Annotated in this window: 15 protein-coding genes; 4 read left to right on the top strand and 11 right to left on the bottom strand. The window is 60.1% G+C overall.

Features of this window, described 5'->3' with window-relative positions; all coding sequences use genetic code 11:
* Window positions 1-146: 146 nt before the first annotated feature.
* Both FO013_RS05165 and FO013_RS05160 read right to left on the bottom strand, forming a co-directional pair.
* Window positions 147-902 carry an SDR family oxidoreductase gene (locus tag FO013_RS05165; protein ID WP_143921522.1) on the bottom strand — a complete coding sequence of 252 codons (756 nt, stop codon included), beginning with the start codon at window positions 900-902 and terminating at the stop codon, window positions 147-149.
* A gap of 191 nt (window positions 903-1,093) precedes the next feature.
* On the bottom strand, window positions 1,094-2,224 hold the full coding sequence (locus FO013_RS05160; RefSeq protein ID WP_143921521.1) for an acyltransferase: 1,131 nt from the start codon (window positions 2,222-2,224) through the stop codon (window positions 1,094-1,096).
* A gap of 168 nt (window positions 2,225-2,392) precedes the next feature.
* Between FO013_RS05160 and valS the strand changes: the two genes are divergently transcribed.
* Entirely contained in the window at window positions 2,393-5,038 is a 2,646-nt protein-coding gene (valS, locus tag FO013_RS05155) for a valine--tRNA ligase (RefSeq protein ID WP_143921520.1), read from the top strand.
* Window positions 5,039-5,162: 124 nt separating this feature from the next.
* Window positions 5,163-5,852: an AIM24 family protein gene (locus FO013_RS05150; RefSeq protein WP_143921519.1), complete on the top strand. Its 690-nt coding sequence runs from the start codon at window positions 5,163-5,165 to the stop codon at window positions 5,850-5,852.
* Window positions 5,853-5,970: 118 nt separating this feature from the next.
* Here the strand turns inward: FO013_RS05150 and FO013_RS05145 are convergent, their stop codons facing one another.
* The 6 genes from FO013_RS05145 to FO013_RS05120 all read right to left on the bottom strand — a co-directional run bounded on the left by FO013_RS05145 (window position 5,971) and on the right by FO013_RS05120 (window position 13,326).
* The gene (locus FO013_RS05145; RefSeq protein ID WP_143921518.1) at window positions 5,971-7,260 is read right to left on the bottom strand and encodes an MFS transporter; all 1,290 of its coding nucleotides are present in this window, start codon (window positions 7,258-7,260) and stop codon (window positions 5,971-5,973) included.
* Window positions 7,261-7,273: 13 nt separating this feature from the next.
* Window positions 7,274-8,560, bottom strand: coding sequence for an ATP-dependent Clp protease ATP-binding subunit ClpX (clpX, locus tag FO013_RS05140; RefSeq protein WP_143921517.1), 1,287 nt, complete (start codon window positions 8,558-8,560; stop codon window positions 7,274-7,276).
* 251 nt (window positions 8,561-8,811) lie between these two features.
* Window positions 8,812-9,453, bottom strand: coding sequence for an ATP-dependent Clp protease proteolytic subunit (locus FO013_RS05135; RefSeq protein ID WP_029417364.1), 642 nt, complete (start codon window positions 9,451-9,453; stop codon window positions 8,812-8,814).
* A gap of 26 nt (window positions 9,454-9,479) precedes the next feature.
* Window positions 9,480-10,076 carry an ATP-dependent Clp protease proteolytic subunit gene (locus tag FO013_RS05130; protein WP_101618803.1) on the bottom strand — a complete coding sequence of 199 codons (597 nt, stop codon included), beginning with the start codon at window positions 10,074-10,076 and terminating at the stop codon, window positions 9,480-9,482.
* A 271-nt stretch (window positions 10,077-10,347) separates the two neighbouring features.
* The gene (tig, locus tag FO013_RS05125) at window positions 10,348-11,697 is read right to left on the bottom strand and encodes a trigger factor (protein ID WP_143921516.1); all 1,350 of its coding nucleotides are present in this window, start codon (window positions 11,695-11,697) and stop codon (window positions 10,348-10,350) included.
* Window positions 11,698-11,952: 255 nt separating this feature from the next.
* Window positions 11,953-13,326: a hypothetical protein gene (locus FO013_RS05120; protein ID WP_260848003.1), complete on the bottom strand. Its 1,374-nt coding sequence runs from the start codon at window positions 13,324-13,326 to the stop codon at window positions 11,953-11,955.
* Window positions 13,327-13,752: 426 nt separating this feature from the next.
* Here FO013_RS05120 and FO013_RS05115 point away from each other — a divergent pair, with 426 nt between their 5' ends.
* Complete coding sequence (locus FO013_RS05115; RefSeq protein WP_186292999.1) at window positions 13,753-14,199, top strand: helix-turn-helix domain-containing protein; 447 nt, start codon at window positions 13,753-13,755, stop codon at window positions 14,197-14,199.
* A 214-nt stretch (window positions 14,200-14,413) separates the two neighbouring features.
* Here FO013_RS05115 and FO013_RS23235 read toward each other — a convergent pair whose 3' ends face one another.
* The 3 genes from FO013_RS23235 to FO013_RS05100 form a co-directional block, all read right to left on the bottom strand.
* On the bottom strand, window positions 14,414-14,833 hold the full coding sequence (locus FO013_RS23235) for a DUF2283 domain-containing protein (protein ID WP_186292998.1): 420 nt from the start codon (window positions 14,831-14,833) through the stop codon (window positions 14,414-14,416).
* 1,470 nt (window positions 14,834-16,303) lie between these two features.
* The gene (locus FO013_RS05105; RefSeq protein WP_143921513.1) at window positions 16,304-16,705 is read right to left on the bottom strand and encodes a GlcG/HbpS family heme-binding protein; all 402 of its coding nucleotides are present in this window, start codon (window positions 16,703-16,705) and stop codon (window positions 16,304-16,306) included.
* Between the two features lie 31 nt (window positions 16,706-16,736).
* Window positions 16,737-17,513, bottom strand: a complete 777-nt coding sequence (locus FO013_RS05100) for an SDR family oxidoreductase (protein WP_143921512.1) — start codon at window positions 17,511-17,513, stop codon at window positions 16,737-16,739.
* Between the two features lie 99 nt (window positions 17,514-17,612).
* Here FO013_RS05100 and FO013_RS22620 point away from each other — a divergent pair, with 99 nt between their 5' ends.
* Window positions 17,613-17,927 (top strand): TetR/AcrR family transcriptional regulator, encoded by a 315-nt coding sequence (locus FO013_RS22620; protein WP_222103583.1) that lies wholly within the window; start codon window positions 17,613-17,615, stop codon window positions 17,925-17,927.
* Window positions 17,928-17,940 lie beyond the last annotated feature (13 nt).

Below are 17,940 nucleotides of genomic sequence, written 5' to 3'. Positions count from 1 at the left end.
CAAAGGGCGAACGCACTGTTCTTCCGGATGCTCCCCGGTGATGGCCGGATCACTGCACCCTCAATCGTATACCTTGGCCCGACGTGTCGACCACCTGGCCCGGTGTGTCGATCATCTGGCTGGGTGCAGTCGCCCGGCCTCCGAACTCAGAGGCCCTGGTTGCGTGCCACTTTGTGCTGTGCGGCCTGTGCAATCGGTCTGATCACCATCAGGTCGACATTGAAATGGTGCGGTCGGGTCAGCGAGTACACCACGGCGTCGGCGACATCATCTGCGGACAGGGGGTTCTCCACCCCTTCGTAGACCTTGTCGGCTTTGTCCTGACTGCCGCCGACTCGTTTCAGCGTGAATTCATCGGTGGCGACCATCCCGGGTGCGATTTCGATCACACGGACAGGTTCACCAGCGAGCTCGAGTCGCAGCGTCGCGGCGATCGAATGTGTGCCGTGCTTGGCCGCGACGTAACCGCCCCCGCCTTCATAGGCCTGGTGTCCGGCGGTCGAGGACATGACGACGATGTCTCCCCGCCCGGATTCGATCAGAGCGGGAAGGAATGACTTGACGACTCGGAGGACTCCGAGGACATTGATATCGAACATGTCACGCCAACCGTCGACCGAGGCCTCGGCGACGGTGTCAGTGCCGTACGCGGCACCCGCGTTGGCGACCAGAGAGTGCACCGGCCCCCCAGCCATCACCTCGGCGTTGAGCGCCGCGACCGCATCATCATCGGTGAGGTCAGCTACCACGTAGCTGGCGCCGGTCTCCTCGCACAGCGCCCGCAGCTTCTCCTCTCGTCGTGCCACGGCAACGACGTCCCAGCCCTGCTCGCGCAGCTGGCGAACCGTAGCGGCGCCGATTCCCGAACTCGCACCTGTCACAACTGCTCTGAGTGTTTCCATCGCTGTACCTCTCCGTACTTCTTCGTCGTTGTTCGTGGCTCCAGGCCCTGATCGGGACCCGGGCTCACCGCATCTGAACCTGGGCATGTCACATCTGTGTCTGGGTGTGTCGCGTCCGGTGGAGGACACGATCATAGGGGACACCGGTCAGTCTACGGAGTTTCATCACCTTCCGGCAGATCCAGTCGCGGCTAAGCGCTCGCGGTGTCCGGGTCGGCCTTCCTCGCTCGGTTCGGCCGCGGGTTCGGCTTCGAATGCGGATTGCGGGGACCCCCTTCGCCGAAGACGGCGCGCACGCCGGGAATCTTGACCGCCAGCCAGGTGATGACAGCGCAGATGACCGTGTAGACGATCGGCATCGCGATGGCATGGAGGAGAACACCGGGGACCGTCGTCGGCAGGCCCATCATATTGCGCAAGGGGTAGAGCACGAGGGGGTGGAGCAGGAACACCCCAAAGGAGTACGGGTAGAACCAGTGCAGGAGCCGGAAACCGTTATTCATGTGATGGTGCAGCAGGAGGTAGGCGGCGGACGAAGCGATGACGACCCCCGGCGAGAGGTATTCGTAGGGGAAGACCCACGGCTTCTCGCCTGGGCCGAGTCCCGCCCACACAATGGTCATAGCGATGGCACCGGCAAGTGCCAGCCACGCCAGCACCACACCACGGGAGGAGAGCACCACGTCCCGCAGCACCCATCCGAGGATGTAGAAGCCGGCCATCGGCAGAAAACGTGTGGCGATATTGGCCTCACCCACATCGAAGACGATGCTCGCCCACTGGTCGAGCATGCCGATGCCCAGAAAGATCAGACCCGTCCCCCATTGCAGGCGCCGCGAGCCGTGAACGCTGAGCAGCCGGAAGAACGGGGTCAGAAGCGTCAGGCCGGCGAGCACGTAGAGGAAGTAGAGCTGCACGAACGGAGAACCGGTCAGGATCGCGATTCCCGGGTTCCATCCGTCGTCTGTCGGGAGCAGATAGAAGCGCCTGAAGACGACGTATACGGCCGTCCAGAACACGAGCGGGATTCCGATTCTCCAGACGCGCTTGCTGAGGAATCTACGCGGTTTGTTCCCGCGGGCCGGGTCCAGTGCCAAGGCCCCAGATATCATGATGAACACAGGAACCGACCACCGAGCTGCGGAGTCGAAGCCGTTGGCGACCCACCAGTCGGGGCCCATGGTCGCGTAGTTCTCCTCAACGACTGTCCCCAGCGAATGGATGGCGACGACTGCCACGATCGCGATCGCACGGGCTGGGTTCATCCACGCGGTCGACGTAGGCGGCAGGTTCTCTGATCCGATTCTGTCCAAGGGCGCCATGGTCCAATATTCTCATCTCCGTTCGCAGACGCATCTCACGCTCCATTCAGTGTGTCTCTGGCAGCGTGTGTCTCTGGCAGCGTGTTTCAGTGGCAAGAACCACTGAAGTCCGCTCACGCCCGAACATCGGTTTGGCCCCAGGCCGCCCGGGTGAGAAAATCAACAATTATGAACACACCTGCCTTTTCGGACTCGACGCACGAGTCAGTGAACCTGCCGGATAAGCCGGCTCTTGAGGGACTTCGGGACAAATGGGACGCCGCTTGGAGCGACAGCGGAGTCTATGCCTTCGACGTCGATACGGATCGTGAGCAGGTCTATTCGATCGACACTCCCCCGCCCACAGCCTCGGGGTCTCTGCACGTCGGGCACGTCTTCTCCTACACGCAGACTGACATCATTGCTCGATATCAGCGCATGCAGGGCAAGAACGTGTTCTACCCCCTCGGCTGGGATGACAATGGTCTGCCGACGGAACGACGTGTCCAGAACTACTACGGGGTCACCTGCGATCCCACTCAGAGTTACGACCCGAACTTCGAGCCGCCGGCAAAGCCCGCGAAGAACTCTCGTGACTTCGTCAAGATCTCGCGTCAGAACTTCATCGAACTCTGCGAGACCCTGTCCGCCGAGGACGAGCAGATCTTCGAACACCTCTTCCGCTCCACCGGCCTGTCCGTGGATTGGAAGTACACCTACCGCACCATCGATGACACATCACGCTCGGTCAGCCAGAAGGCTTTCCTCTCCGACCTCGCAAACGGTCACGCCTACTCCCAGGACGCCCCCACCATGTGGGATGTCACCTTCGGTACTGCCGTCGCGCAGGCGGAACTCGAAGACCGGGAGAAGGACGGCGCCTACCATAAGGTGAACTTCTACCCCGAGGGCACCGACGGTCTCGCCGACACCTCGGCGGAGCCGATCGTCATTCTCACCTCCCGTCCGGAGCTCATTCCCGCGGTAGTGGCACTCGTGGCTCATCCCGAGGACGAGCGTTACACCTCCTCGTTCGGATCCAGGTACGTCTCACCTCTCTTCGGCGTCAGCGTCGAAGTTCGCGCCCATGAACTCGCGAAGTCGGACAAGGGCACCGGCATTGCCATGGTCTGCACCTTCGGCGACCTCACTGACGTCACCTGGTGGCGTGAACTCGACCTCCCCACTCGCGCGGTCATCAACCGGGGTGGACGACTCAACCTCGAAGTCCCCGAATGGATCGCGTCGTCGCCGAAGCCCGATGCCGTGGCCAACTACGAGCAGCTGGCGGGAAAGACAACTTTCACCGCCCGCAAGGAGATCGCGGACATGCTCGCCGAATCCGGTGACCTCATCGGCGAGATCGAAGCGATCACACATCCTGTGCCGTTCTACGAGAAGGGCGACAAGCCCCTCGAAGTCGTCACGTCCCGCCAGTGGTACATCCGCAACGGCGGACGCTCGGCCGAACTCCGCGACGCGCTCATCGCCCGCGGTCGTGAGATCGAGTGGCATCCGGCGTTCATGCGCTCACGCTACGAGAACTGGGTGGAGAATCTCAACGGTGACTGGCTGGTCTCCCGCCAGCGTTACTTCGGCGTACCGATCCCACTGTGGTATCGCTTGGACTCGGCCGGGGAACCTGACTACTCGGATCCGATCGTTCCCGAGTCCCTGCCCGCCGATCCCGTCGCCGAGGTTCCCGCCGGCTTCACCGCTGACCAACGTGACGTGCCCGGTGGCTTCACTGCCGATCCGGACGTCCTCGATACGTGGGCAACCTCATCTCTGACCCCGCAGCTGCTGGGTGGGTGGAGTCGCGACGAAGACTTCTTCTCCAAGGTCTTCCCCTTCGATCTGCGCCCTCAGGGCCACGACATCATCCGCACTTGGCTGTTCTCCACTGTCGTCCGGGCCAACTCGCTCAATGACGCTGCACCATGGAAGCATGCCGGCCTCTCCGGCTGGATCCTTGATCCGGATCGCAAGAAGATGTCGAAGTCGAAGGGCAACGTCGTAGTCCCCTCGGACATCCTCGGCGAGGCGAAACCGGGCTTCGGCCCCGACGCGGTGCGCTACTGGGCGGCCAGCGCCAAACTCGGAGCCGATACAGCTTATGACGTGACGCAGATGCAGATCGGGCGCCGATTGGCCATGAAGCTGCTCAACGCTTCGAAGTTCGCGCTGGCCCAGGGGGTTCACTCCGGGCTCGTCGGCCAGCTCGGTTCCGTGACGCACGATCTCGATCGAGCTCTGCTCAAGAAACTCGCCGAGGTCATCGGGACCGCTTCAACGCATATGGCGGCCTACGATTACGCACACGCTCTGCGAGCCGCGGAGAGCTTCTTCTGGGAGTTCACCGATGACTATGTCGAACTCGTCAAGGACCGGTCGTACGGCGCCAAGGGCGAGGGCGATCAGCTTTCGGCTCATGTCACTCTGGCAACTGCCCTCGACGTCCTCCTGCGTCTCTTCGCTCCGATCATGCCCTTCGTGACCGAAGAGGTGTGGTCGTGGTGGAGATCGGGATCTGTGCACAGGTCACCGTGGCCCGGAGACGAGCAGCTGACACAGCCTGACTCGTCCGTGGATCCGGACCTGCTCATCTCTGTCGCCTCGGTGCTCACCGAGATCCGGAGGTCGAAGACCGAGGCCAAGGTCTCCCAGAAGACTCAGGTGCGCAGCCTCACCATCCATGCGCCGGCAGCTGTCGTCGCGGCGATCGACAGTGCCCAGGGCGACCTCACGGCCGCTGGACGCATCCAGAATCTCACCACTGAGGTGAAGGGTGAAGAGATCACGGTAGCCGAGATCGACTTCATCGAACAGGACTGACCGTCAGCACCTGTTCCAAGATCAGAACAGAATCCTCCGGCACGAGGAGAGCCTGGACGCTTACGATTGAACTCGACAACTGAAGGAGTACGAGGCTTCTTCTAGGACGAAAGGCTCTTGAACGATGAGAAGTGAACTCTTTTCGAAGCGAAACGCCGAGATCCAGAACCAGGATCGCTGGACTCTGCAATCGAATAAGATGCTGCGCACTGTGATCACGCCCAATGCGCCCATGATCGCCACAAAGGGTGCCATGGTCGCTTACCAGGGCGACGTCCGCTTCGCTCACCAGGGGTCGAAGTCGGTGGGCCAGTTCATGAAGAAGGCCGCCACCGGTGAAGGCGGCAATGTGATGAAGGTCGAGGGCCACGGAGAGGTGTTCTTCGCTCGAGAGGCCTCGAACATCTTCATGATGGCTATGGAAGGTCAGCAGGATGCTCTGACGGTCAACACCGCGAACCTCTTGGCCTTCGATGATGCTCTCAACTGGGAGATCAAGCGGATCAAGGGCGGAATCGGTGCCATGGCCAGCGGCTCCGGGCTGTTCAACCTCGAACTCAACGGCCAAGGCACTGCTGCCATCTGCTGCAAGGGCGAGCCGATGGTCCTCGACTGCTCACAGCAGCCGACGTTCGTCGACCCGCAGGCCGCGGTGTGCTGGTCCTCATCTCTGGCGCCGCAGATCAAGACCGACGTCAGCGTGGGGACCTTCTTCGGTCGCGGTTCGGGTGAATCGGTTCAGCTTGCCTTCCACGGCCCCGGCTTCGTCGTCGTCCAGCCTGCTGAGAACGCCGTGTACACCGCACAAGCCTAGCCAGATCAGGGCTGAAGCGCTCTCCCTCAGAAAGTGTTCCAGCTGCAGCGCAATGCGAGCCCGAGGCCGCCCGAAGCAACACCGGGTAGCCTCGGGCTCGCTGCATGGGACGAGCGCTTCAGGCCACCGACGTCCGGCGCTGCCCCGCTCCCCCGCGCTCCACGCGATAGCGACGGAACTTCGGGAAGATCAACGCACAGGCGATGACGAGCACAATGACGATGAGGCCCCCTCCGGCGGAGGCGATTGTCGTATTCGTGAACACCGCGACAGTGCCGTGCAGAACATCGGCAATGCGTGGTCCGCCTGCGACAACGACGATGAACACACCCTGCATGCGACCTCGCATGTCATCGCTGGCAGCCTCCTGCAGCATCGTAGAACGGAATGCGGAGGAGATGATGTCGGCGCCGCCGCCGATGGCCAGGCCGAGAAGCGCGACGATGAGAGCCGCCGCCCAGAACCCTGAGGCGAATTCCAGGGACAGGCCGAACACAGACATGGCGGTGCCCCAGACGAGGATCGCTGTGATCACTGCCAAGCCCTGACGTTCGACGCGAGATACCCAGCCTGAGAAGATCCCCGCCAAGGCGCTGCCTGCTGCCAGAGACGCGAACAGCAGAGAGAAGACGATGCCTCCGGCCGGAGGACCGCCGAAGGACTCGGTCGCGATCTGCGGGAACAGTGCTCTGGGCATTCCGAAGACCATCGCAATGACGTCGACCAGCAGTGACACCATGACGACGGTGTTCGTCGCCAGGTAGCGGAAGCCGTCGATGACTCCTTTGACACCCGCGCGCGTGTCGGGCTGTTTCTGAGGGACCAATGGGGGCAGACGCAGCACCGCGTAGAGAGTTGTGGCCAGGAACAGCGCATCCAGGATGTAGAGCGTCTGATAGCCGACGACCGGTATCAGAGCACCGCCGATGATCGGTCCTGCGACGGCGCCCAATGTCATGACCGTCATGTTGAGCGAGTTGGCAGACGGGAGAAGTTCGAGCGGAACGATGGTCGGCAGGAGTGCGCCCTTGGCCGGCTGGTTCAGGCCGAAGAAGGCCTGTTGCAAGGAGAATACGGACAGCAGCAGCCACACGTTTCCAAGCTGCATGACTGCGATGAGAGCCAACAGCGAGCTCGCGATGATCAGGCCGACTGTGGAGATGACGAGCAGCCTGCGACGGTCGATGACATCGGCCAGTGAACCGCCCCACAGTCCGAACACGATGAGCGGAACCAGCCCGAATACACCGCTGAGACCTACGTAGCCGGACGATCCGGTGATGTGATAGATCTGTGCGGGAATAGCGACCACAGTCATCTGAGCACCGATGACAGTGACGATGTTGGCCACCCAGAGGCGGCGGTAGTTGTCGTATTTCAGAGGCCTGGTATCAGCGAACAGCCTCATCTAATGAGACGACTCAGGCTGACTTTTTGGATGCACGAGGCTGTTCACGAGGCACCAGAGTGGGGGCGACGTTCTTGTCCACGACGTCCCTGGTCACGACCACCTCGGCGATGTCCTCCCGGGAGGGAACATCGAACATGACCGGTTGCAGGACCTCTTCGAGGATGGATCGCAGTCCACGTGCCCCGGTGCCGCGCAGGAGTGCGAGGTCGGAGATGGCTTCAAGGGCGTCGGTCTCGAAACGAAGCTCTACATTGTCGAACTCGAACATGCGCTGGTACTGCTTGACCAGGGCATTCTTCGGTTCTGTGAGGATCGATATCAGCGCCGCACGATCCAGTGTGGAGACCGTGGCCAGTACGGGCAGGCGTCCGATGAACTCGGGGATGAGTCCGAACTTCAGCAGATCTTCGGGCAGGATATCGGCGTAGAGGTCTTCTTCGTCGTTCTTCGACTGCAGGAGCGCACCGAACCCGATGCCGTGCTTGCCCTTACGGCCGGCAACGATCTCCTCCATGCCTGCGAAGGCTCCCGCGACGATGAAGAGCACATTCGTGGTATCGATCTGGAGGAAGTCCTGGTGGGGATGTTTGCGTCCGCCCTGCGGCGGCACGGAGGCCTGAGTGCCTTCGAGTATCTTCAGCAGCGCCTGCTGGACACCTTCGCCGGAGACATCTCGGGTGATCGACGGGTTCTCCGACTTGCGTGCGATCTTATCGATCTCGTCGATGTAGATGATGCCGTGTTCGGCCTTCTGAATGTCGAAGTCCGCGGCTTGGATGAGTTTGAGCAGAATGTTCTCGACGTCTTCGCCGACGTAGCCGGCCTCCGTCAGTGCTGTCGCGTCTGCAACGGCGAAGGGAACATCCAGTCTCTTCGCCAGCGACTGCGCCAGGTAGGTCTTGCCCGATCCGGTGGGGCCCACGAGGAGGATGTTGGACTTCGCGATCTCAACCTCGGTGTCATCGGAACCCAGGGTCTTCGTATCTTCGTCGCTCTGCAGGGAGCGGATGCGCTTGTAATGGTTGTACACGGCCACGGACAGGGCCTTCTTCGCCGGTTCCTGACCGACGACGTATTCTTGGAGGAAGTCGAAGATCTCGCGCGGCTTGGGCAGTTCGATATCGGTGTGTTCGGAGGTGCCTTCGCTGAGCTCCTCTTCGATGATCTCGTTGCACAGCCCGATGCATTCATCGCAGATGTAGACGCCAGGTCCGGCGATGAGTTTCCGAACCTGCTTCTGGGATTTCCCACAGAAGTTACATTTGAGCAGGTCTGCTCCGTCCGCACTGCGAGCCACTGTCACAACCTTCCGCCGGGGCACCTGGCCCCAACTCTACCGCTCGTGTTTCCTGTACCTCAATAGCTTCCCATACGGGACTGACATGAGCGGCCAGAACCGTCATTCGGTGTGTCGGAGAAGATGGACGCACCCATGCTGTTGAGAAGGCCCAAACTACTCGGCGCCGCACCAGGTGGCAACTTCGCAGCACAGACCGCTTCGGGCCCGGACAGCCGATGACTGTCCGGGCCCGACGATGTTCGTGTGTCTCAGACCGCCTTGCGAGAGGTCAGAACCTGATCGACGAGACCGTAGTCCTTCGCCTGTTCGGCGGTGAGGAAGAGGTCACGTTCGATGTCGTTGGAGACCTGCTCCGGTGACTTGTTGGAGTGGTCCGACAGAGTCGTCTCCAGCCACTGGCGCATCCGGAAGACCTCTGCGGCCTGGATCTCGATGTCCGAAGCCTGTCCCTGTCCCTGGCCCTCCATCGCAGGCTGGTGGATGAGGACTCGGGCGTTGGGCAGAGCCAGACGCTTGCCCGGAGTGCCGGCTGCCAGGAGTACGGCAGCAGCCGAGGCGGCCTGACCGAGGCAGACAGTCTGGATCTCCGGCTTGATGTACTGCATCGTGTCGTAGATGGCAGTCATCGCGGTGAAGGAGCCACCCGGCGAGTTGATGTAGAGCGTGATGTCACGATCAGGGTCCTGTGATTCGAGGACCAGGAGCTGCGCCATCACGTCGTCGGCGCTCGTGTCGTCAACCTGGACGCCCAGGAAGATCACGCGATCGTCGAAGAGCTTGGTGTAGGGATCCTGGCGTTTGAAACCGTAGGGAGTCCGCTCTTCGAACTGGGGCATGACGTAGCGGGACTGCGGCATGTTGCCGGCGGTGGACCCTGGCATAAAGTTCATTGAATTCATTCTTCCTTGACTCCCACTCAGTTGTCGGTGACGTCGGACGAACGGGTCACCATCTTGTCGATGAAGCCGTATTCCAGTGCTTCTTCGGCGGTGAACCAGTGGTCGCGGTCGTTGTCCTTGAGGATCTGCTCCAGGGTCTTGCCTGTCTGTTCGGCGGTGAGCTCTGCCATCTGCTTCTTCATGTGCAGGATGAGCTCTGCCTGGATCTTGATGTCGGTGGCGGTGCCGCCGATTCCACCCAACGGCTGGTGCATGAGGATGCGGGCGTGGGGGGTGGCGAACCGCTTGCCCGGTGCACCGGATGACAGCAGGAACTGCCCCATCGATGCGGCCATTCCCATGGCGACGGTGGAGACATCTGGCTTGATGTACTGCATGGTGTCGTAGATCGCCATTCCCGCGGTGACCGAGCCACCCGGGGAGTTGATGTACAGCGAGATGTCCGCATCGGGATCCTCCGCCGCCAGCAGCATCATCTGAGCACAGATCGCGTTGGCGTTGGAGTCACGCACTTCCGAACCGAGCCAGATGATGCGCTCTTTGAGCAGGCGGTTGAAAATATGGTCATCGAGACCCATTGCTCCACCGGCGTCGAGGCCGACGGGCGCTGTCATTTCATGTGCGCTCACGTTTCACTCCTGTTGGTCTTTGGTTGGCTTGATATGGACTCTAACTGCTCTCCGGTCGGATTTAGTCCGTCGGAACGCCTGTGTTCGCCATCAGCGTGATCGGGCACCGGATTCCCCTGCATCTGCTGGGAAGATTCGTGCCGGATGAGGCCCGCACCTGGCTGCGGCCGACCGATGCACCTATGCGAAACGGTGGGCACGGAATATTCTCCGTGCCCACCGTTGTCGGCTCTGTCACCGCCGAAGCGGTTGGAAGTCAGTTATCGTCGTCGCCTTCGGCTGCGACGGCATCATCTGAGTCATCGACGACCTCAGGTGCCTCTTCCGCAGCTGGAGAGGTGAACTCCTCCATATCGACGACATTGCCTGCTGTGTCCTTGACGACAGCACCGGCGAGAGCAGCGGCCAGGGCCTTGCGGCGTGTGACCTCTCCGACCAGTGCGTTGACCTGTCCGGAGCTGTCGAGCATCTGAGCGAACTCATTCGGGTTCATGCCGTACTGCTGTGACGCAGAGATGAGGTATTCGATGAGCTCGGGCTGTGTCACCTCAACCTCTTCGGCTTCGGCGATCGAGTCGAGGATGAACTGGGTGCGGAGATTGCGCTCGGTCTCCTCGGTGACCTCCTTACGGTGCTCATCGTCATCCACGCGGCTCTCGGACTCGAGGTGACGCTCAACCTCGTCGGTGACGACCTTCTCGGGAACGGGCACGTTGAGGGTCTCGATCAGTGATTCGAGGACCTTGTCGCGTGCCTGTGCACCCTGGTCGGTCTCCTTCTGCTTCGCAGCCTGCTCGCGCAGGTCCGTACGCAGCTCGTCGATCGTGTCGAATTCGCTGGCCAGCTGAGCGAAGTCATCGTCAGCCTCTGGCAGCTCGCGAACCTTGACCGCGCTGAGTGTGATGGAGACTGTTCCGGTTTCGCCGGCGTGCTCTCCGCCCGCGAAGGTGGTCTCGAAGGTGGTGGTCTCGTCTGCCGACAGACCGTCGAGGGCTTCGTCCATGCCATCGAGCATGGTCCCGGCGCCAACCTGGTAGGAGATGTCGGAGGCGGTGTCGATCTCTTCGCCGTCGATGGTGGCGACGAGGTCGAGGGTCACGAAGTCGTCCTTGGCTGCAGGACGGTCAACGGAGCTCAGCGTTCCGAAGCGGGTGCGCAGCTGCTCAAGCTCGGCATCGACGTCTTCATCGGTGACCTCGATCGGGTCGACCTCGACACTGATGGTGTCGTAGGCAGGCAGTTCGATCGTGGGGCGCACGTCGACCTCGACAGTGAAGGTCAGGTCGCCGTCTTCGGTGCCGTCGAGGCCGGGGACTTCGGAGATCTCGACCTCGGGCTGGCCCAATGGCTTGAGATCGTGCTCTTCGACGGACTCGCGGTAGAACCCGTCAAGACCGTTGTTCACGGCCTCCTGGATCACTGCGGGTCGGCCAACGCGCTGATCGATGATGCGCGCAGGGACCTTGCCCTGGCGGAAGCCCGGAATGGTGACCTGGCCACCGATGGTCTTGTATGCCTCGTCGATGCTCGGCTTGAGTTCGGCGTATGGGACATCCACGCTGATCTTGACCCGCGTGGGGTCGAGTTGCTCGACGGAGCTCTTCACAGTGCGACCTTTCAATTTCGACAGTCATGCATAATCGGCCATCTGGTGACCTGGAGGGAGCGAAAGTCCACGATGAGATCGCGCACGTCCGCAAGACGCAGTCACCCATATTACGCGAAACACGGGACAAAACACGAAACAGACGGGCCGCCGCAGTTCCGGAGTTCGCGAGGAGCGCAATCGATGCCGGTTCTGATGGACAGCGGAGCCGTGCACCGTGAACACATGCCGCCACGGAGGCACCGGCAGCTCGGGTCAGGATCGGGGGCGATGGAGCTCGTCGAGAGTGATGATCACATTGGATGCCGTCCACGACAGAGGTGCCACGGACACTGCCGCGCCTTCTGCACTGACCTTCTCGGGAAGGGAGCCGGCTTGCGTGCGATGGCTGCCCAACCAGTCGAGCACCCCATCGGCCTGTGTTGTGGCGCCGATGCGGGCGAACCCGACTCCCATGAGTGATGTCGACGGAGTCCAGCTCGTGTGATCGAAGATCCACCCATGCCCCGGTTTGATCCCGCCAGCGGGTTGGCGCAGTCTCTCCCAGACGTGATCAAGGGTCGATTCTCCAAGGTCCAGGCCCGCCCCGGCCGCGGGCAGATAGGCCACCGCCGAATCGAGTCCTCCCGAGGTCGGGTAGCGTTGCAGTCCATTGGCGATGAATGTTCGAGAGAATGTCGCTTCGAACGCATTGCAGCTGTCGCCGAGCGCGTCGGCTCCCCCATCGATGTGATCCCACAGTCCACTGCTGTGCTCTGCCAGTCTGACAAGTGCCTGCAGGCCCAACAATGTGGGTCCCGCTGTGCCGAGCGTGACTTGGGATTCACTGACCTCCCAGTAATCGGACGACACCGGGGGCAGCACTGTTCCCCGCTCGGTGAGGTGAAGCAGGCGCTGGGAAGAGCGACGCAGCATCGGTGCCATCGTCTCGAGGGCGACCACTCCCTCATTTCGTCCGGTGGTCCGGGCCCCCACAGCATGGACGTCGCTGACGGCCCAGAGCAGGAGTCCAAGCGCGTCGAACTGAGATGGGCGCTCGTCCGGGGCCAGCCCCAGGTCTGGGGTGAACCGTGCCGCGAATGACCCGTCCTCCGATTGCAGTGACTGCAGGTGAAGAAGGTGCTGCCACGCCAGGTCGAGCATTCCGACTCGGGCCAAAGCAACCGCAGCGAACGCCGCATCCCGCGGCCAGATGTATCGCCACGGCCGGTCCCAGCTGGCCACCGTCGCCGGAAGGGAGTCGGTGAGCACCCACAGATCGAGAAGCGCCGAGGTGGCAAGATCGCGACGGTGTTCGGGCAGCTGCGTGATCCATGCAGTGCACCGGTCCAGGAATTGCTGTTGTCGTGCCGCCGGCCCCAGGTCTTCTATTCCGGGCATGACACGTGAGTTCGCCTCCAAGTGCTGCGCCATCTCGATGCCGATGCCTTCGCGCGCGGTCCCAGAGGTGAAGGCGACGGTGGCGGAGCGGAGGGGATCAGTCCGGCGCGCAGGGGCGAGAAAGTCCGTGCCTGAGGAAGTCACGAAGCCTGCGCCGAGGAGACCTGCACCTGCGAGTGCACCTGTGAGGACCTGTCGGCGGTTCAGTCGGGGCCAGGGCACTCGCCGCTGCTGGGGCTCGGGACTCATATGGGAAATGGCTTTCTGCCGTGGGCCACCATCAGTGATGAACGGTGCCGCCTCGGTCGTGCAGAATTGATGCGGGAACCCGGGCACACGGTGCTGGGCAGAAGGAGATTCTACCGGAACCCACCGCGCTGCGGCCGACAGAGCGATCGGGAACCGAAAAACCGGCCGGACCACATGGTCCGACCGGCAGCTGGAGGGGATGACGGGAATCGAACCCGCTTGAAGCCTCTTTTGGCACCATATCGTTCGTTGGATTCTAGGGGTTTAACGATGATGATGGGTTTGGAATAGCAGTTCGTTCAGCTCCATTGGCCGCATGATGCGGCCACCGTGCGGCACCCCCTTCGGGAGGCTCCCGAGTGAAGATTTTCAAAGAATTTGCGAACTTCTACGAACATGAGCCGAACTGCCGCACGTAGAGAGGGTATGAGCAAAGAATCGCAGACTTCAGTAGATGCACCCTCGCTTGAGCCCACCCACTCTCCCCTGGCCGTCATGCACACCCAGGGGCAGGACATTTACGTTCCCAATGGAATGCCGTGTGTCTATACCCCCGAGCAAGCCGCGACCATCTTGCAATGCGGTGTCCATTTCCTTCGCGATGGGACTCGCAATGGCGAACTGCCGCATTTGCGCATCAATCGATCTGCCGTCCGATTCACCTCCGATGACATCAAAGAGATCATGTCGATGTTTGCGGTCAAGCCGATGCCACAGGACGAACCGGAGCAGACGACTCCAGAGACGATGGCCATCCCCGAAACGCATGAGGACGAAGACCTTTCCGAATACCCCGGTGGAAGTCTCAAAACCAGGCGTCGGATGAAGAAGCTCATCGACGAACGCAACGCTGAGCTCGCCGCTAAGAAATAGACGAATCCAGGGCAAGGGATAGCCGCATTGATTCAAATCGATGCGGCGACCTGCTTCGCTGACCACGAGATTGGCGGCAGGTGGCCGCGATGCACATAAATTACCTCGCCCAGCTTTCAATTCCCCGCGAGCAAGTTTAGAAATCGACGCGGAGACACAGAATATCCGTTGGGAACCCTGGCAGAGAAATCAACACACGATCCTAGCATGATTGCTAAAAACGCACTGCCTCCGAAAACTTTATACCAACGAGAACTCCCTGACTCGAAAATAAACAGCGAGCCTCCAGATCGTTTAACGAGCTGCGCAAAGTCGTTTGCGAGACCGGTTCTAGCGTATCGGAATTATCGAATATTATATAATCACTTAACAATGTCAAAGTAAGTTTACCGGAAGAGCGGCTTCCCATCTCTTGCAGCACAAGTTTAGGAAGATATTTGTCGAAAGAAAGTATTTCAATTCCAGCTAGTCGACCGTCATGAAAGATATCCACGTTGATTTGAGGATCATCGCGCTTGACTGAATGTAAGGTAATGACCGAATCGGCTGCAGCATGCGCCTTAGAAAAGTTTATATACGTTATATTATGCTCAGAGTCAGTAGTATAATGAAACTTTTCGAAATCATAATTCATGTAAATCACAACCGAGTAGCTGTAACACATGCACCGCTGTTATTGAGCGAAATAAGTACGCTTTTGTCTTGATATTGCCAAGTTCCATGCTGCCTGTCTTTATAAGCCTTGCGCCAGTTCGTCTCAACCACAGACTCGGCATGGCCCTTGCTTATACCGCGTTGCTTGAGTCGCAGTTCACAGTGGCTAGTATAGCCCGTAATGTATCTTGGCGCGCTAGCGAGCACGTCTGCTGGAGCGGCGACGCTGTCTGCTCCGCGTGAAGCTGGGCTCGAAGTACTATTAAGAGCATGAGCGCTTGCAGGTGCAGCAATAACGGCCGTGGCGATTAAGGCCGTGCAAGCCAGGCCAAGCGCCAATTTACGGTGTCCCTGTCGGTATTTTATAGACATCTTTACGGTCACTCCTTGCCGGATAGTCACGATTGGAATACATAAGCCTTAACGGTCTTGCCGGTGCCACGGAGTTGAAACGACTTTTTGCTACCTTTCGGGCAAGCGCGGGGCGACAATTTTGTAGTTCCATTGCTCCATGTTGCCTTAACTTGAATACATTTTCCGTCCGACCGCGTATCTTGTACCCAACCGCTTATGCCTGCGTTTCCGTTTACACAGTCGATAGTCCAATGAGCTTTTCCGCCCCTGATTGTTGGATTGAAGGATTGCCCGCAAGTCCGCTGGGTCGGTACAGATATAACTCCTAAGGCTTCCCCGGAATACGCGGCGTCTTCGGCCGCAGACGCGGACCCAGCGGTTGAGAGCGAAAGCATTCCTGCGAATGCTATGGCTGTCACCAGAACCCGAAGCTGGCTCTTCTTGCGCATTGGAACCTCCATCGTGTGTAGATGTGAAGCGTATCACTTCGGGAGTTGTATAGGAATAGGGCGGTACAGTCGCTGTAGTGTGCGATTAGGTGCGGTGCGTCTGACTACCAGGTTGGAAGCGGCTAGGTTGCCAAGCATGTACATTCGAAATTTTGAGATGAAGGCAGGAAGCCTTCGGCATCGGCCCCTCCACCGGTACGAATCCCATGGCGGGTTCGCCGACAGCTAGGTCCAAGTTATTTTGCAGTGAATATCGGCACGCAATGGCAGAGAGAGTTGAGAGAAACCCACCGGCAGGAGATCGCCTACGCTTTGATCGACGCGGTCGAGTGCAGCCTATTGCCTTTCGGTTCGCGCTTGTTTCTATTCGTCGGCTCCGATAAGTTCCCGAACCGTGCGAATCCCATCCATGCTTGAATGCTGGCTGTTAAGCCATCGGAGCATCGGTGAATGACGCTGAAGGCAGCCAATGCTCATCCACGCAACTGAGCATCCAATCTTGGCTCGGTTGACATAGTGCCTCCTGGCCGAATGAAATGCTGTCGTTGAATAGAGGAGTGGGGAACCGAGATGGCTCGATTCCCCACTTGCCTGTTGATTACTTCAACGCTTCGCTCGTCGTACAGTCATGCGGCAGTGGATGTTGCTTAGCTGGTTGCTGCTTGGGCGATCTCAGCATCCTGCTCCGGAGTCCCACCCGAGACTCCGAGCCCGCCGATGAGCTGTCCCTCGTCGTCGAGTATCGGGACTCCCCCACCCATAAGAAGGAGCCCTCCGTTCGTATGGTCAAAGTGTGGGAACGGCTCTCCAATTTGTAATGGCGAGTTCAGGGCCTCGCTCGGTGCTTCGAACATGACCGAGGTTCGCGACTTCGCCAGTGCAAGGTCGTTGGACGCCAACCAAGCTCCGTCCATTCGTTGGAAGGCGACAAGATTCGCTCCGCCATCGAGTACTGCAAAGACGGCGTTCAAGCCGAGATCGCGCGCCTTCTCTTGCCCGGCGTCGATGATCTTGCTCGCGGCTTCCAGTGTGATCGTGGGGTGTGACATATGATCAATTCCTTTCTGGTGATACCTGGTCTCAGGCCTTTTGCGTCCACTCAGTTTCCTGCCACTGCTTGGCGGCCTCAATGGTCTCCAGCGGTCTCATGGTCCTGTAGTCCGGGTCGTCGGAGATGATTGTCTCGACCATTGCATCGACCATCTCTTGAGGGTCCGCCTGATCCGCAAGCGAGGGGCCAAAGTCAGGCATCGGAACGTGCGCGGTGTCGGCATTGTGCCACTGCACGTAGCTCTCGGCGCCAGTGTCGTTGAACCCGGTTCCGAAGACACCTGGATTGACTGTGGCGACCTTGATTCCGAATTGCTCGAGCTCGGCCTTCATCGAACCGGCGACAGCTTCGATCGCGTGCTTGGTGGCACAGTAGGCACCAAGGAATGGCACGACGAGTATCCCGCCCATGGACGACGTCCACACGATTCGACCACTCTTGCGGGCGATCATCTTCGGCACAATTGCCTGGACCAGTTCGAGGTGCCCGAACAGATTGATGTCGAACGATTCCCGCACGCGCTGCATCGGAATGTCGACGACGGCTCCGCCTTCCATGACTCCAGCGTTGAGAACGAGCACGTCCACGTCGAATGTTCCTGCATGTGCGACATCGATACTGTCGAGCAGGTTGAGCTTGATGACTGTCAGCTCGACTCCAGCTGCGACAGCATCAGCACGAAGGCTGCGGACCTGGGGCCAAGTCTCAGCTGCTGCGATCACCTCGTTGCCCTGACGGGCGAGTTCAAGTGCGGCTCCCTGACCGAATCCGCTGCTGGCGCCGGTGATGAGGATCTTCTGGGACATGACTACTCCTTAGGTAACTATCTGGATACTTACGGACGAAAGCTTGTCACAGGACGACCCTGCCGTCAATAACCAGATGGTTACCTTTAGACTGGGGGTATGCCACCAGATGCCACTGACACCAAGCGACGTATTCTCAGCGCAGCGCGTGCCGAGTTTGCGCAATTCGGTCTCGCTGGAGCCCGTGTGGATCGGATCGCTGACGAAGGGCGGGTCAATAAACGATCGATCTACGTCCATTTCGGACCGAAGGGTGACCTATTCGATCTGGTAGTGGCGACAGCGCTGACGGAGATGGCTGAGGAGGTGCCTTTCACTGCCGAAGACCTACCTGTGTATGCAGGAGCACTCTTCGACTACCTCGTCGCTCATCCGGAGATTCTGCGACTCACCTCATGGGCGAACTTGGAATGAGCTGAGGCATCGG

This window comes from Brevibacterium aurantiacum (genome assembly GCF_007558825.1).
Lineage (GTDB): Bacteria > Actinomycetota > Actinomycetes > Actinomycetales > Brevibacteriaceae > Brevibacterium > Brevibacterium aurantiacum_A.
The sequence above is the reverse complement of the archived record's forward strand: the minus strand, read 5'-3'. Positions and strand labels throughout refer to the sequence as shown.

What these genes read in the sequence shown, in the direction of transcription:
- FO013_RS05165 (WP_143921522.1), bottom strand. Translation starts at nt 902, where the DNA reads ATGGAAACACTCAGAGCAGTTGTGACAGGTGCGAGTTCGGGAATCGGC.
- FO013_RS05160 (WP_143921521.1), bottom strand. Translation starts at nt 2,224, where the DNA reads ATGGCGCCCTTGGACAGAATCGGATCAGAGAACCTGCCGCCTACGTCG.
- valS (WP_143921520.1), top strand. Translation starts at nt 2,393, where the DNA reads ATGAACACACCTGCCTTTTCGGACTCGACGCACGAGTCAGTGAACCTG.
- FO013_RS05150 (WP_143921519.1), top strand. Translation starts at nt 5,163, where the DNA reads ATGAGAAGTGAACTCTTTTCGAAGCGAAACGCCGAGATCCAGAACCAG.
- FO013_RS05145 (WP_143921518.1), bottom strand. Translation starts at nt 7,260, where the DNA reads ATGAGGCTGTTCGCTGATACCAGGCCTCTGAAATACGACAACTACCGC.
- FO013_RS05135 (WP_029417364.1), bottom strand. Translation starts at nt 9,453, where the DNA reads ATGAACTTTATGCCAGGGTCCACCGCCGGCAACATGCCGCAGTCCCGC.
- FO013_RS05130 (WP_101618803.1), bottom strand. Translation starts at nt 10,076, where the DNA reads ATGACAGCGCCCGTCGGCCTCGACGCCGGTGGAGCAATGGGTCTCGAT.
- FO013_RS05120 (WP_260848003.1), bottom strand. Translation starts at nt 13,326, where the DNA reads ATGAGTCCCGAGCCCCAGCAGCGGCGAGTGCCCTGGCCCCGACTGAAC.
- FO013_RS05115 (WP_186292999.1), top strand. Translation starts at nt 13,753, where the DNA reads ATGAGCAAAGAATCGCAGACTTCAGTAGATGCACCCTCGCTTGAGCCC.
- FO013_RS23235 (WP_186292998.1), bottom strand. Translation starts at nt 14,833, where the DNA reads ATGAATTATGATTTCGAAAAGTTTCATTATACTACTGACTCTGAGCAT.
- FO013_RS05105 (WP_143921513.1), bottom strand. Translation starts at nt 16,705, where the DNA reads ATGTCACACCCCACGATCACACTGGAAGCCGCGAGCAAGATCATCGAC.
- FO013_RS05100 (WP_143921512.1), bottom strand. Translation starts at nt 17,513, where the DNA reads ATGTCCCAGAAGATCCTCATCACCGGCGCCAGCAGCGGATTCGGTCAG.
- FO013_RS22620 (WP_222103583.1), top strand. Translation starts at nt 17,613, where the DNA reads ATGCCACCAGATGCCACTGACACCAAGCGACGTATTCTCAGCGCAGCG.